General features: G+C 68.8%; 13 protein-coding genes and 1 tRNA gene. 7 read left to right on the plus strand and 7 right to left on the minus strand.

Annotated elements, in window-relative coordinates:
* Window positions 1–223: 223 nt before the first annotated feature.
* Both N5875_RS20575 and N5875_RS20580 read right to left on the minus strand, forming a co-directional pair.
* Window positions 224–421: a hypothetical protein gene (locus N5875_RS20575; RefSeq protein ID WP_338495330.1), complete on the minus strand. Its 198-nt coding sequence runs from the start codon at window positions 419–421 to the stop codon at window positions 224–226.
* Between the two features lie 342 nt (window positions 422–763).
* Window positions 764–834 (minus strand) — tRNA-Gly (locus N5875_RS20580).
* Window positions 835–1236: 402 nt separating this feature from the next.
* Here N5875_RS20580 and dcd point away from each other — a divergent pair.
* Both dcd and N5875_RS20590 read left to right on the plus strand, forming a co-directional pair.
* Window positions 1237–1812: a dCTP deaminase gene (gene dcd, locus N5875_RS20585; RefSeq protein WP_017240230.1), complete on the plus strand. Its 576-nt coding sequence runs from the start codon at window positions 1237–1239 to the stop codon at window positions 1810–1812.
* A gap of 13 nt (window positions 1813–1825) precedes the next feature.
* Entirely contained in the window at window positions 1826–2323 is a 498-nt protein-coding gene (locus N5875_RS20590; protein ID WP_030323619.1) for a phosphoribosyltransferase, read from the plus strand.
* 74 nt (window positions 2324–2397) lie between these two features.
* Here the strand turns inward: N5875_RS20590 and N5875_RS20595 are convergent, their stop codons facing one another.
* On the minus strand, window positions 2398–3291 hold the full coding sequence (locus tag N5875_RS20595; RefSeq protein ID WP_338495336.1) for a Yip1 family protein: 894 nt from the start codon (window positions 3289–3291) through the stop codon (window positions 2398–2400).
* A gap of 215 nt (window positions 3292–3506) precedes the next feature.
* On the opposite strand from N5875_RS20595, the gene N5875_RS20600 reads away from it, so the two are divergent.
* Window positions 3507–4235, plus strand: coding sequence for a hypothetical protein (locus N5875_RS20600; RefSeq protein ID WP_338495338.1), 729 nt, complete (start codon window positions 3507–3509; stop codon window positions 4233–4235).
* A 66-nt stretch (window positions 4236–4301) separates the two neighbouring features.
* Here the strand turns inward: N5875_RS20600 and N5875_RS20605 are convergent, their stop codons facing one another.
* Both N5875_RS20605 and N5875_RS20610 read right to left on the minus strand, forming a co-directional pair.
* Window positions 4302–6563, minus strand: coding sequence for a (Fe-S)-binding protein (locus N5875_RS20605; RefSeq protein ID WP_338495340.1), 2262 nt, complete (start codon window positions 6561–6563; stop codon window positions 4302–4304).
* A 118-nt stretch (window positions 6564–6681) separates the two neighbouring features.
* Window positions 6682–7161, minus strand: coding sequence for a sugar transferase (locus N5875_RS20610; protein ID WP_318208093.1), 480 nt, complete (start codon window positions 7159–7161; stop codon window positions 6682–6684).
* A gap of 208 nt (window positions 7162–7369) precedes the next feature.
* Between N5875_RS20610 and dnaK the strand changes: the two genes are divergently transcribed.
* From dnaK to N5875_RS20630, 4 genes are read left to right on the plus strand one after another with little or no spacing between them, the layout of a single operon-like run.
* Window positions 7370–9217 (plus strand): molecular chaperone DnaK, encoded by a 1848-nt coding sequence (gene dnaK, locus N5875_RS20615; protein WP_187621800.1) that lies wholly within the window; start codon window positions 7370–7372, stop codon window positions 9215–9217.
* Entirely contained in the window at window positions 9217–9861 is a 645-nt protein-coding gene (gene grpE / locus N5875_RS20620; RefSeq protein ID WP_318208092.1) for a nucleotide exchange factor GrpE, read from the plus strand. Before dnaK ends, grpE begins: the two co-directional genes overlap by 1 nt.
* A gap of 57 nt (window positions 9862–9918) precedes the next feature.
* The gene (gene dnaJ / locus N5875_RS20625) at window positions 9919–11097 is read left to right on the plus strand and encodes a molecular chaperone DnaJ (protein WP_318208091.1); all 1179 of its coding nucleotides are present in this window, start codon (window positions 9919–9921) and stop codon (window positions 11095–11097) included.
* 4 nt (window positions 11098–11101) lie between these two features.
* Window positions 11102–11545, plus strand: a complete 444-nt coding sequence (locus tag N5875_RS20630; protein WP_015034631.1) for a helix-turn-helix domain-containing protein — start codon at window positions 11102–11104, stop codon at window positions 11543–11545.
* A gap of 60 nt (window positions 11546–11605) precedes the next feature.
* On the opposite strand, the gene N5875_RS20635 is transcribed toward N5875_RS20630, so the two are convergent.
* Window positions 11606–12079, minus strand: coding sequence for a hypothetical protein (locus N5875_RS20635; RefSeq protein WP_318208090.1), 474 nt, complete (start codon window positions 12077–12079; stop codon window positions 11606–11608).
* 28 nt (window positions 12080–12107) lie between these two features.
* A complete protein-coding gene (locus tag N5875_RS20640) occupies window positions 12108–13112 on the minus strand; it encodes a helix-turn-helix transcriptional regulator (protein ID WP_318208089.1) in 1005 nt (334 codons plus the stop codon).
* Between the last annotated feature and the right edge of the window lie 107 nt (window positions 13113–13219).

The following is a 13219-nucleotide window of genomic DNA, read 5'->3' on the forward strand; positions in this document are numbered from 1 at the left end:
CGACCGGCAGGGCCGTGACCTGCCGGCTCGGGCGGCCTCGGCGCGGTCCCGCCGGGTGCGGCGGTCAGCCTCGATGAGGCATGACGTCGACGCCGTGTGCGGCTGCGAGCCTCAAGGTCGGGCGTCGGCCTGGACGTTACAGAGCTCGGCGCGGTGACTGTGGACCGACCGGGCTCTGGACGTGCGGACGAGTACTGCTCCGGTCAGGGCGGCTCAGAGCGGCTCAGAGCGGCTCGTCGTGAAGGTCCTCTTCGCGCAGCAGCTCGTCCTCGCGGCGCGAGGTCTCCTTCTGGCCCTGCTTCTGTCCCCGTTCGCGGGACTGCCTGCCCGGCTGGGGGTGCGCGGGGTCTCCCGGTCGCTGGTGCCCTTGTGCCTCGCGGCCCTTGCCCGGCTCCTGATGCTTGTCCTGCTTACCGCCCATGACCGCGACTCCTCCTGATGCGTGGGTACGGACTACCTCGGATCACGCTCACACGGACAGCGACCGTCTGCATCAGGTCGACCGCGAAGCGAGGCACACGGGTGAAGCCCGTCCCGATGTGGCGGCGTCGGAGGCCGGAGGAACCGGCCGAGCTGCGCCGTGCCGGCATCGACCTCGACACCGGCTCGGTACGGGTTCGGCGGGCCGCTCCGGAGCCGTCGTCCGCAAGCTCCCGCCCCCGCCCCCTGGCTCCAACGCAGCCGCACGCGAAGGGCACGCGAGCCCCGGATAGGTCTGGACAACAAACAAGCCCCAGGTCGCTGACCTGGGGCTTCGTAGAAGAGCGGATGACGGGAATCGAACCCGCGCTATAAGCTTGGGAAGCTCATGTTCTACCATTAAACTACATCCGCGCAGCGGCCCGGTGATCGGTGCCGCATCGTTGCACACTGTACCCCATGCGCCACTTGAGGCGAAGCTTGTGCTTTTTCGGGTGCGGAGTGCCGTCTGGAGGGTGTCCCGTTGATCCCCTAATGTGGCTTCCCGTCCACCATGTGTGTAGGGGAAGGGACTTGATGGGTTCGATGGAGCGCACCGTCGTCCGTTGTGCCGAAGGGCATGTGTTCAGTACCGCTTCGTTCCCGTTGCAGCAGCTCGGGGCCGGGCGGATCGGGCCAGGGCGGCTCATCCGGTGTCCGCGGTGTGCGCGGCTGCGGCACGCGGTGCCGGTGGAGACCGGGCGGCGCTGACCTGCGCCCGGGGCGCGGATGCCTGCCGATTGGGGCAGGTCCGCGCCCTCTGCGTATCGTGGGGGCGTGCTTCTCTCAGACAAGGACATCCGGGCCGAGATCGATGCCGGACGGGTGCGCATCGACCCGTACGACGAATCCATGGTGCAGCCCTCGAGCATCGACGTGAGGCTTGACCGCTTCTTCCGGGTGTTCGAGAACCACCGCTACCCCCACATCGACCCCGCCGTCGAGCAGCTCGACCTGACCCGTGAGGTCGAGCCCGAGGGTGACGAGGCGTTCATCCTCCACCCCGGCGAGTTCGTGCTCGCCTCGACCTACGAGGTCATCACCCTGCCGGACGACATCGCGTCGCGGCTGGAGGGGAAGAGCTCTCTCGGGCGGCTGGGGCTCGTGACGCACTCGACCGCCGGGTTCATCGACCCGGGTTTCTCCGGGCACGTGACCCTGGAGCTGTCGAACCTCGCCACCCTGCCGATCAAGCTCTGGCCTGGCATGAAGATCGGCCAGCTGTGCATGTTCCGGCTGAGCTCGCCCGCCGAGTTCCCGTACGGGAGCGAGCGGTACGGCTCCCGGTACCAGGGCCAGCGGGGGCCGACGGCCTCCCGCTCGTTCATGAACTTCCATCGGACCCAGGTGTGAGGCGGTCGCAGGCATGAGTGAAGTACGCGAGAACCTGACGTACGAGGGTTTCGGGCGCGCCGTCCGTGAGCTGGCGCAGACCATCGCCGACGACGGCTACGAGCCCGACATCGTGCTCTCCATCGCCCGGGGAGGGGTGTTCGTCGCCGGCGGGCTCGCCTACGCCCTCGACTGCAAGAACATCCATCTCGTGAACGTCGAGTTCTACACCGGGGTGGGGACCACCCTGGAGATGCCGGTCATGCTCGCGCCCGTGCCCGACGCGATCGACTTCAGCGACAAGAAGGTGCTCATCACCGACGACGTCGCCGACACCGGCAAGACCCTCAAGCTCGTCCACGACTTCTGCGTCGACCACGTCGCCGAGGTCCGCTCCGCCGTCATCTACGAGAAGTCCCACTCCCTCGTGAAGTGCGAGTACGTGTGGAAGAAGACCGACGAGTGGATCAACTTCCCCTGGTCGGTCGAGCCGCCCGTCGTCAAGCGCGAGGGCCAGGTCCTCGACGCCTGAGCCCGCGGGACGAGACGCCAAGAGGCCCCCACCGGGTGCGGTGGGGGCCTCTTCGTGTTCCGTTTCCCGTGTCGTCAGAGCATGCCGAGCTTGATCAGGCTCAGCAGCGCCACCAGCTGGATCGCCGACGCGCCCAGCGCCTTCGGCCACGGCAGGTCGTGCGAGCGGCTCACCATCATCGTGAAGAGCGCTCCGGCCGCCAGCCAGGTCAGCCAGCCGATCACCTGGACCAGGCCGTTCTCGCCGCCCAGGAACATCGCGAAGACGAGCCGCGGCGCGTCCGTGATCGACATGATCAGCATCGACAGGCCCACCGTCGGCTGCCACGCCCCGTCGCCGCCCAGCTGGCGCGCCAGCGTGTGCGTCACGGCGCCCAGGATCAGTCCGCCGACGACGAAGGCGACGCCGGTCATCAGGACGGACGGGATCGCCGTCGACAGGGTCGCGTTGATCACCTCGTCGCGCGCCGTGTCGAAACCGAACAGCGCGAGCAGCCCGTACAGGAAGGTGACGATCAGCGCCGGGCCCCACACGGCGTGGTCCCGCATGCGCAGGAACGTGTCCGCCGGGCGCAGCACGATGCCGCTCAGGAGCGCCTTCCACGGGAGCCGGGGGCCCGTCGGGACGGGCGCGGCGCCGGGGCGGTGGGTCGAGGCGTCGCCGTAGGGGTCGTCGACGCTGAACATCTGGGTGTGGCCCGGGTTGTTCGCCGTCGCCGCGTGCGGGTGCTGCGGCTGGCCGTACGGCTCGCCGAAGTACTCCGGCTCCCCGTAGGGCTGTCCCTGCTGTCCCTGCTGTCCCTGCTGCCCCGGGTATCCCTGCTGCCCCTGCTGCCCCTGCGGTGGCTGCTGTTGCCACTGCTGCTGCGGGTACGGCGGCGGGGCCGCGTTGTACCCGTACGGCGCCTGCTGCGGTTGATTGTGCGGGGGGCGGTTGTCCCGGCCGCGTCCGTTCCTGAATCCAGCCACGTCGTCGAACGTACCCGCTTCCGCCGTGCGGGCGCTCCCCGGACCTGTCCTTGCCACTGAGCTGTGACATCCCCTAGGGGGTTGAGCGGAACCGCCGTGGGCCGTGACACGGTCGGTGGGCAGGCTTGCGGTCGTCGTTACAAATCCGACGTATCACCTCAATGTCGTACTCGTAGCTTCGGAGATGTCAGCGACCCGAGCAAGGAGCTCTTCCGATGCGTGTCACCCGTCGTTCCGCCCGTACCGCCGCCGTCGCCACCGGGGCCGTCGCCGCCCTCCTCCTGCCGGCCGCCGGAGCCTTCGCCGCCGACGGGCCGGACCAGGGCCCGGACCCGACGCCGACGTCGAGCGACGAGTCGGTTCTCTGGCGGAACGTCGACCTCGCCGACGGTTCCCTCGCCAAGGTCTACAAGGACGGCCCCGATCGCTTCTCCGCCGAGATCTACGCCGGTGGGTCCCTGATCGACACCCTCGTCAGCACCGACGGGCAGCCCGCGTACGGGCAGAACAACGGCCTCCATGTCGTCCTCCGGCCCGACGGCACCGTGCGGTCGTGGGTCGAGACCACCCCGAAGCCCGCCCCGAAGCCGGAGCCCAAGCCGACCCCGAAGCCCCAGCCCAAGCCCCACCCGCACCAGAAGAAGAACACCGTGCGCGCGGCCGACGCCCGGATCACCCTCCCCGACGGGAACGTCGCCAAGTTCTTCGCGAGCAAGAGCCGGCCCCGCGTCGAGCTCACCCAGAAGAACGGCGCCCCCATCGGCTCCCTCGACCTCGAGCACCCGACCGCCGCCCACCACGGCTGGACGTACAAGCTCGTCGACGCCGGCAAGCACCACTACAAGCTCGCCGCCATCGACACCCCCAAGCAGGGTGCCAACAGCTGGGTCTACGACTTCCAGGGTCGGCTCGTGGAGAAGTACGTCGCCCAGAAGACCGCCTGATACGCCTGACACAGCAGAAAGGGCCGCCCCGCGCTTCACGCGCGGGACGGCCCTTTCACATCAGCCTCAGGCAGCCGGTTCCGGCTCCGGCTCCTCGGCCGGTTCCGGCTCCGGGTCCACCGGGGTCTTCACCGAGTCGAGGAGCAGCTGGGCCACGTCCACGACCGTGACGGACTCCTTGGCCTTGCCCTCGTTCTTCTTGCCGTTGACCGAGTCGGTCAGCATGACCAGGCAGAACGGGCAGGCGGTGGAGACGATGTCCGGGTTGAGGGACAGGGCCTCCTCGACGCGCTCGTTGTTGATGCGCTTGCCGATCCGCTCCTCCATCCACATCCGGGCACCACCGGCGCCGCAGCAGAAGCCGCGCTCCTTGTGGCGGTGCATCTCCTGCTGGCGCAGGCCGGGGACGGCGGACATGATCTCGCGCGGCGGCGTGTAGACCTTGTTGTGACGGCCCAGGTAGCACGGGTCGTGGTACGTGATCAGACCGTCGACGGGGGTCACCGGGACCAGCTTGCCCTCGTCGATGAGGTGCTGGAGCAGCTGCGTGTGGTGGATGACCTCGAACTCGCCGCCCAGCTGGGGGTACTCGTTCGCGATGGTGTTGAAGCAGTGCGGGCAGGTCGCGACGATCTTCTTGGCCGACTTCGGCTTCTTCGTCGACTCGTCCTCGTCGTCCTCGCCGAACGCCATGTTCAGCATCGCGACGTTCTCGGCGCCGAGCTGCTGGAACAGCGGCTCGTTGCCCAGGCGGCGGGGCGAGTCACCCGTGCACTTCTCCTCGCCGCCCATGATCGCGAACTTGACGCCCGCCATGTGGAGGAGTTCCGCGAAGGCCTTCGTGGTCTTCTTGGCGCGGTCCTCCAGGGCGCCGGCGCAGCCGACCCAGTAGAGGTAGTCGACCTCGGTGAGGTCCTCGACGTCCTTGCCGACGATCGGGACCTCGAAGTCGACCTCCTTGGTCCACTCGACGCGCTGCTTCTTCGCCAGGCCCCAGGGGTTGCCCTTCTTCTCCAGGTTCTTCAGCATCGTGCCGGCCTCCGAGGGGAAGGCGGACTCGATCATCACCTGGTAGCGGCGCATGTCGACGATGTGGTCGATGTGCTCGATGTCGACCGGGCACTGCTCGACGCAGGCGCCGCAGGTGGTGCAGGACCACAGGACGTCGGGGTCGATGACGCCGTTCTCCTCGGCGGTGCCGATGAGGGGGCGCTCGGCCTCGGCGAGGGCCGACGCGGGGACGTCCTTGAGCTGCTCCTCGGTGGCCTTCTCGTTGCCCTCCATGTCCTTGCCGCCACCCGCGAGCAGGTACGGCGCCTTGGCGTGCGCGTGGTCGCGCAGCGACATGATGAGGAGCTTGGGGGAGAGGGGCTTGCCGGTGTTCCAGGCGGGGCACTGCGACTGGCAGCGGCCGCACTCGGTGCAGGTCGAGAAGTCGAGGATGCCCTTCCAGGAGAACTGCTCGACCTGGGAGACACCGAAGACGGCGTCCTCGGCCGGGTCCTCCCAGTCGATCTCCTTGCCCGCGGTCGTCATCGGCTGGAGCGCGCCGAGCGCGGTGGAGCCGTCGGCGTTCCGCTTGAACCAGATGTTCGGGAAGCCGAGGAAGCGGTGCCAGGCGACGCCCATGTTCGTGTTGAGCGAGACCGTGATCATCCAGGTGAAGGACGTGACGATCTTGAGCGCCGCGACGAAGTAGGTCAGGTGCTGGATCGTGCTCAGGTCCAGGCCGTCGAGCAGCGCGATCAGCGGGTACGAGGCGAAGAAGCCCGGCTCCCAGCCGGTGACGTGGTGCTGGACGCCTTCGAGGGCCCGCAGCGTCATGATGCAGAGGCCGACGATCAGGATGACGGCCTCGACGAAGTACGCCTGGCCGGTCTTGGAGCCCGCGAAGCGGGACTTGCGGCCCGCCCTGGTCGGCTTGCTGAGCTGCCGGATCACGATGAGGGTCACGATGCCCAGGACCGTCATCAGGCCGAGGAACTCGGTGAAGATCTCGTACGGCAGCCAGTCGCCGATGATCGGGATCAGCCAGTCGGCCTGGAAGAGCTGGCCGAAGGCGTTGACGATCGTCAGGAGCAGCGAGAAGAAGCCCACCGCCACGAACCAGTGCGCGAAGCCGACGATGCCCCAGCGGTTCATCCGGGTGTGGCCGAGGAATTCCTTGACCAGGGTCACGGTGCGCTGGGTGGGGTCACCGGTGCGGGTGCCGGCGGGCACGGGCTGCCCGAGGCGCACGAACCGGTAGATCTGCACGGTGGCACGACCGAACAGCGCGACGGCCACCACCGTGATGGCGATCGACACGATGATCGCGGCGAGTTGCATGAGGGGCTCCTCGGGCGGGCCTACTAAGCGGCTACTAAGCGGTAACTTATGGAGTCCGTGCTGAGATTACCCGTTCGGGGCCCCGTGCTGTAGCGGCGCTCGCGGTGATCTGTGTCGCTCAGGCAAACCTTGCCGCGCGACGCCTGCGGACTGCTGGAAGCGTACGCGCCAGGATCGTCAGATCCATCCCCAGCCAGTGGTGGTCCACATAGTGGAGGTCGAGCAGCTCACGCTCCTCCCACGGGAGGTCCGAGCGTCCGCTGATCTGCCACGGGCCGGTGAGCCCGGGGCGTACGGAGAGCCGACGGCGTCCCTCGCCCGCGCACTCGCGGTGGCCGGGGGTCAGCGGGCATGGCCCCACCAGCGACATCCGGCCGCCGACGACATGCACGAGGAGCGGCAGCGCGGCCAGCGGACTCTTCGTACGGAAGGTCAGCATCGTGAAGGGTTCTCCCTCCAAGCCTGCCACCGTGCGGCGGCGCAGCACCGCGCCGCTGCCGCTGAGGGCGATGGACAGGGCGGTGCCCGCGATCAGGGGCGACAGCGCGAGGAGCAGAAGGAGTCCGGCCGCCATGTCGACCGCGCGCTTCGCCGTCATGTGCTCATACCCTTCGGCGGTAATCCTGGGATCCTGGGATATGTCCGGACCCTTTCATGCGAAACCGGTCAAACGGGGGAACGGCGCGCTGTGAGTGGTTCGGGCGGCGAAGAGTTGAGCCCCCTCCACTCAGGTCTGTTGACGCAGTCCGCGTCGTCATGCATCCTTGAGCCAGATCCACTCAAGTACGTCAGCTGGAGGAATCGAAATGGCACGTGCGGTCGGCATCGACCTGGGCACGACTAACTCCGTCGTCAGCGTTCTGGAAGGCGGCGAGCCCACCGTCATCACCAACGCCGAGGGCGCCAGGACCACGCCGTCCGTCGTCGCCTTCGCGAAGAACGGCGAGGTGCTCGTCGGCGAGGTGGCCAAGCGTCAGGCCGTCACCAACGTCGACAGGACCATCCGGTCGGTCAAGCGCCACATGGGCACCGACTGGAAGATCGAGATCGACGGCAAGAACTTCAACCCGCAGCAGATGAGCGCCTTCATCCTGCAGAAGCTGAAGCGCGACGCCGAGGCCTACCTGGGCGAGAAGGTCGTCGACGCGGTCATCACCGTCCCGGCGTACTTCAACGACTCCGAGCGCCAGGCCACCAAGGAGGCCGGTGAGATCGCGGGCCTCAACGTCCTGCGCATCGTCAACGAGCCGACCGCGGCCGCTCTCGCGTACGGCCTCGACAAGGACGACCAGACGATCCTCGTCTTCGACCTCGGTGGCGGCACCTTCGACGTGTCCCTCCTGGAGATCGGCGACGGCGTCGTCGAGGTGAAGGCCACCAACGGTGACAACCACCTCGGTGGTGACGACTGGGACCAGCGCGTCGTCGACTACCTGGTGACGCAGTTCCAGAACGGCCACGGTGTGGACCTGGCCAAGGACAAGATGGCTCTCCAGCGTCTCCGCGAGGCCGCGGAGAAGGCGAAGATCGAGCTCTCGTCCTCGACCGAGACCTCCATCAACCTGCCGTACATCACGGCCTCTGCCGAGGGCCCGCTGCACCTGGACGAGAAGCTCACCCGAGCCCAGTTCCAGCAGCTGACCTCGGACCTGCTCGACCGCTGCAAGGTGCCGTTCCACAACGTCATCAAGGACGCGGGCATCAACCTCTCCGAGATCGACCACGTCGTTCTCGTCGGTGGTTCGACCCGTATGCCGGCCGTCGCCGAGCTCGTCAAGGAGCTGACCGGCGGTCAGGACGCCAACAAGGGCGTCAACCCGGACGAGGTCGTCGCCATCGGCGCCGCGCTCCAGGCCGGTGTCCTCAAGGGTGAGGTCAAGGACGTCCTGCTCCTCGACGTGACCCCGCTGTCCCTCGGTATCGAGACCAAGGGCGGCATCATGACCAAGCTCATCGAGCGCAACACCACGATCCCGACCAAGCGGTCCGAGATCTTCACGACGGCCGAGGACAACCAGCCGTCCGTGCAGATCCAGGTCTACCAGGGCGAGCGCGAGATCGCGGCGTACAACAAGAAGCTCGGCATGTTCGAGCTGACTGGTCTGCCGCCGGCCCCGCGTGGTGTCCCGCAGATCGAGGTCGCCTTCGACATCGACGCCAACGGCATCATGCACGTGACCGCGAAGGACCTCGGCACGGGCAAGGAGCAGAAGATGACCGTCACCGGCGGCTCCTCGCTGCCGAAGGACGAGGTCGACCGGATGCGCCAGGAGGCCGAGCAGTACGCGGACGAGGACCACCGTCGCCGCGAGGCCGCCGAGTCCCGCAACCAGGGCGAGCAGCTCGTCTACCAGACGGAGAAGTTCCTCAAGGACAACGAGGACAAGGTCCCCGGTGACGTCAAGGCCGAGGTCGAGGAGTCTCTCGTCGAGCTGAAGGAGAAGCTCAAGGGCGAGGACACCGCGGAGATCCGCACCGCCACCGAGAAGGTCGCGGCCGTCTCCCAGAAGCTCGGCCAGGCGCTGTACGCCGACGCCCAGGGCGCGCAGGCCGCGGGCGGCGACGCCGGCGCCGGCCAGCAGGCCCAGGCGGACGACGACGTCGTCGACGCCGAGATCGTCGACGAGGACAAGCCGAAGGGCGGCGCTGCCTGATGTCGGAGGAGACCCCGGGCTTCGAGGAGAAGCCCGAAGTCCCCGCCGACGGCACGCCCGAGGAGACCGATGCCGCTGCCTCCGCCGACAAGGCGGAGGGGGCGGCCCCGGCCGGGGACGCTACTGACGTAGCTCTGCTGGCGCAGCTGGACCAGGCCCGCAAGGCGCTCGAGGAGCGCACCGCGGACCTCCAGCGGCTCCAGGCCGAGTACCAGAACTACCGCCGCCGCGTGGAGCGGGACCGGGTCACGGTCAAGGAGATCGCCGTCGCGAGCCTCCTGACCGATCTGCTTCCGGTGCTCGACGACGTCGGCCGGGCCCGGGACCACGGCGAGCTCGTGGGCGGGTTCAAGTCGGTGGCCGAATCGCTGGAGACCGTCGTCGCCAAGATGGGTCTGCAGCAGTTCGGCAAGGAGGGCGAGCCCTTCGACCCGACGATCCACGAGGCCCTGATGCACTCGTACGCGCCGGACGTCACCGAGACGACGTGCGTGGCGATCCTGCAGCCGGGGTACCGGATCGGCGAGCGGACCATCCGGCCCGCCCGTGTGGCCGTCGCCGAGCCCCAGCCGGGCGCGGCTCCGGCCAAGGACGACGCGAAGTCGTCCACTGACGAGGAGAGCGGTGCCCCCGAGGAGGGGTAGCGCGACCGGCCAGGCAGCGGTGACATACCCCGGAGCAGTCCGGAAGGAGGGACGTCGATGAGCACGAAGGACTTCGTCGAGAAGGACTACTACAAGGTTCTCGGCGTCCCCAAGGACGCCACCGAGGCCGAGATCAAGAAGGCGTACCGGAAGCTCGCCCGCGAGAACCACCCGGACGCCAACAAGAACGACGTCAAGGCCGAGGAGCGCTTCAAGGAGATCTCCGAGGCGAACGACATCCTCGGCGACCCCAAGAAGCGCAAGGAGTACGACGAGGCCCGCGCCCTCTTCGGGAACGGCGGCTTCCGGTCACCCGGAGGCCCCGGCGGCGGCTCGTTCAACTTCGATCTGGGTGACCTCTTCGGCGGCACCCAGGGCGGCGCGGGCGGCGGCTTCGGCGGCGGTGGCGGCATCGGGGACGTCTTCGGCGGCCTGTTCAACCGCGGCGGGGGTGCGGGTACCCGTACCCAGCCGCGGCGCGGTCAGGACATCGAGTCCGAGGTGACGCTCAGCTTCACCGAGGCCATCGAGGGCGCGACCGTACCGCTGCGGATGTCCAGCCAGCAGCCGTGCACGGCGTGTTCGGGCACCGGCGACAGGAACGGCACCCCCCGGGTGTGCCCGACCTGCGTCGGCACCGGACAGGTCTCGCGCGGCAGCGGCGGCGGCTTCTCGCTCACCGACCCGTGCGTGGACTGCAAGGGCCGCGGCCTGATCGCCGAGAACCCCTGCGAGGTCTGCAAGGGCAGCGGCCGGGCCAAGTCCTCCCGCACCATGCAGGTCCGCATTCCGGCGGGTGTCTCCGACAACCAGAAGATCCGGCTGCGCGGCAAGGGAGCACCGGGGGAGCGCGGCGGGCAGAACGGCGATCTGTACGTCGTGGTGCACGTCGACACCCACCCGGTCTTCGGCCGCAAGGACGACAACCTCACCGTCACGGTGCCGGTCTCCTTCACGGAGGCGGCGCTCGGCGGCGAGATCAAGGTGCCGACCCTCGGCGGCCCCCCGGTCACCCTCAAGCTGCCCGCGGGCACTCCGAACGGCCGGACCATGCGCGCCCGGGGCAAGGGCGCGGTCCGCAAGGACGGCACGCGCGGCGACCTGCTCGTGACGGTCGAGGTCGCGGTGCCGAAGGAGCTGGACGACAAGGCACGTGACGCCCTGCAGACCTATCGCGAGGCGACCGCCTCCGAGGATCCGCGGGCGGAGCTGTTCCAGGCCGCGAAGGGAGCGTGACCCGGTGGACGGGCGCCGACGCAATCCGTACGAACTGACCGACGAGTCGCCGGTGTACGTCATCTCGGTGGCGGCCCAGCTCTCCGGTCTGCACCCGCAGACCCTCCGTCAGTACGACCGTCTCGGTCTGGTCTCCCCGGACCGTACGGCGGGTCGTGGCCGGCGCTACTCGGCCCGTGACATCGAGCTGCTCCGTCAGGTGCAGCAGCTGTCGCAGGACGAGGGCATCAACCTGGCCGGGATCAAGCGCATCATCGAGCTGGAGAACCAGGTCGCGGCGCTGCAGAGCAGGATCGCGGAGCTGTCGGCGGCCGTCGACGGCGCGGCGGCGGCGATGCGGCAGCGCGAGGCCCAGGTGCACGCCTCGTACCGGCGTGATCTGGTGCCGTACCAGGATGTGCAGCAGGCGAGTGCGCTGGTGGTCTGGCGCCCGAAGCGCGGCGAGTAGTTCCCGTACGGAAGAGGCCCCCTCCATGGTTGGTGGAGGGGGGCTCTTCCGTACCCGGGTCTACGGGATGAGCTCCGCCACGATGTCGCCGAGCGTCTCCCACCAGGGCGCCGCGCCCGTGCCGAACGCGGCGGCGAGGGCGGTGCCGACGGCGTGGTCGAGCGGGGTGGGGGTGGCGGCCGGGTCCCAGTCGGCGTCGACCCTGCCGTCCCCCGCGGACTCCAGGGTGCCGAGCGCCTTCCCGTTCCGGGTGAGCCGGCTGTCCACGTGCGAGCTGGGGACGAGCCGGTAACGCACGCCGTCGACACGGGCGTCCACACGGTAGGAGCGGCGCAGCAGCCGCCCCTTGGCGGGCGTGATGACGGCGGCCTCCCCGGCCACCGTCAGGGCGAGCAGGGCGGGCTTGCGGGTCCCGATCGGGGTGTGGGTGTCGGGGCGGGCCCCGGGGGCCCGTACGAGCTCCACGGTGGGCAGCTCGTGCCCGGAGACGCGGAGGGTGCCGGCGGGTCCGTCGAGGTCGATCTGTACGTACACGGTGGTCGGTTGTCCCGTTCGACGCTGGTCAGTTGTCCTGTTCGAGGATGCCCGACTGCGCGATCAAGTAGCCGAGCTGGGCCCGGCTGCCGCTGCCGAGGGCGGCGGCGAGTTTGGCGATGTGGGCGCGGCAGGTGCGGACGTTCATGCCGAGCCGGCGGGCGATGGCCTCGTCGACATGGCCCTCGACGAGGAGTTTGGCGATCGAGCGCTGGACGCCGCCTATGCCGTCCACGGAGGGGCTGTACGGGATCTCGTCCTCCCACGGCACGCCGTGCAGCCAGAACTGGTCGAAGACGCCGACGAGGTACTGGACGAGGCCTTCGTGGCGGAGTTCGAGGGCGACCTGGCGGTCGCTGCGCGCGGGCACGAAGGCGACCTTGCGGTCGACGATGATCAGCCGGTCGACGATCTCCTCGAGGGTGCGCAGGTCGAGCCCGTAGGGCGCGACGCGTTCGACGTAGGCGAGGGTCGCGGGGTGGTGCCGTGCCGTGTGCTGGTAGAGCGTCCGCATCCGGACACCGCGGTCGAGCAGCGGTTCCATGCGGCGCAGGGCCGCTTCGAGGGTCTCGGGGCGGCGGCCGCTGCCGGGCTGGATGGTGAGGAGTTCCTCGGTGCACTCGTTGATGGCGCGGTCGAGGGCGGCGTTGATGACGCTGAGGCCTTCGAGGACCGTGATCGCCTGGGCGCCGGAAGGATCCTGCGTGTGGATCGCCATGAACGGCTCGAAAACGTCCGCGAGGGCCAGTGCGTGCTGCCGCCGGACCTGTATCTCCAGCTCGATGGGGTGCACGAGCTGGTTGAGGGCGATCGACGGCGGCACGGGACGCAGGCACTGGCTGTCGTCCGGGTCCGGGTGCAGGAGGGAGAGTTCCCTCAGGCAGGGGGCTGCTTCGGCGTCCGCGCGGGCTATGCGGCCGGTGCGGAGAGCACTCGCATAGAGCTCCTTGCCCACGTCGCATAGTTCACCGTGACTGTGCTTATGACCGGACTCGTCGCATTCTCGCCTCATTTGCACCCCCCTCAGGGTCATGAATTACAGGAACATGATGCCCGGGTTGGCTGGTGGAAAGGGTCGGGAGTGAGCCATCGTCTTACTCGCGGGGGGGAGGTAGTGATCAAAAGAGGTGGAGATCGGCC

The sequence above is a fragment of the Streptomyces sp. SJL17-4 genome (assembly GCF_036826855.1).
Classification (GTDB): domain Bacteria; phylum Actinomycetota; class Actinomycetes; order Streptomycetales; family Streptomycetaceae; genus Streptomyces.

Excerpts from the sequence above, each read along its gene's own strand:
- N5875_RS20575 (WP_338495330.1), bottom strand. The coding sequence starts at position 421 with ATGGGCGGTAAGCAGGACAAGCATCAGGAGCCGGGCAAGGGCCGCGAG.
- N5875_RS20590 (WP_030323619.1), top strand. The coding sequence starts at position 1,826 with ATGAGTGAAGTACGCGAGAACCTGACGTACGAGGGTTTCGGGCGCGCC.
- N5875_RS20600 (WP_338495338.1), top strand. The coding sequence starts at position 3,507 with ATGCGTGTCACCCGTCGTTCCGCCCGTACCGCCGCCGTCGCCACCGGG.
- N5875_RS20605 (WP_338495340.1), bottom strand. The coding sequence starts at position 6,563 with ATGCAACTCGCCGCGATCATCGTGTCGATCGCCATCACGGTGGTGGCC.
- N5875_RS20610 (WP_318208093.1), bottom strand. The coding sequence starts at position 7,161 with ATGACGGCGAAGCGCGCGGTCGACATGGCGGCCGGACTCCTTCTGCTC.
- dnaK (WP_187621800.1), top strand. The coding sequence starts at position 7,370 with ATGGCACGTGCGGTCGGCATCGACCTGGGCACGACTAACTCCGTCGTC.
- grpE (WP_318208092.1), top strand. The coding sequence starts at position 9,217 with ATGTCGGAGGAGACCCCGGGCTTCGAGGAGAAGCCCGAAGTCCCCGCC.
- dnaJ (WP_318208091.1), top strand. The coding sequence starts at position 9,919 with ATGAGCACGAAGGACTTCGTCGAGAAGGACTACTACAAGGTTCTCGGC.
- N5875_RS20640 (WP_318208089.1), bottom strand. The coding sequence starts at position 13,112 with ATGACCCTGAGGGGGGTGCAAATGAGGCGAGAATGCGACGAGTCCGGT.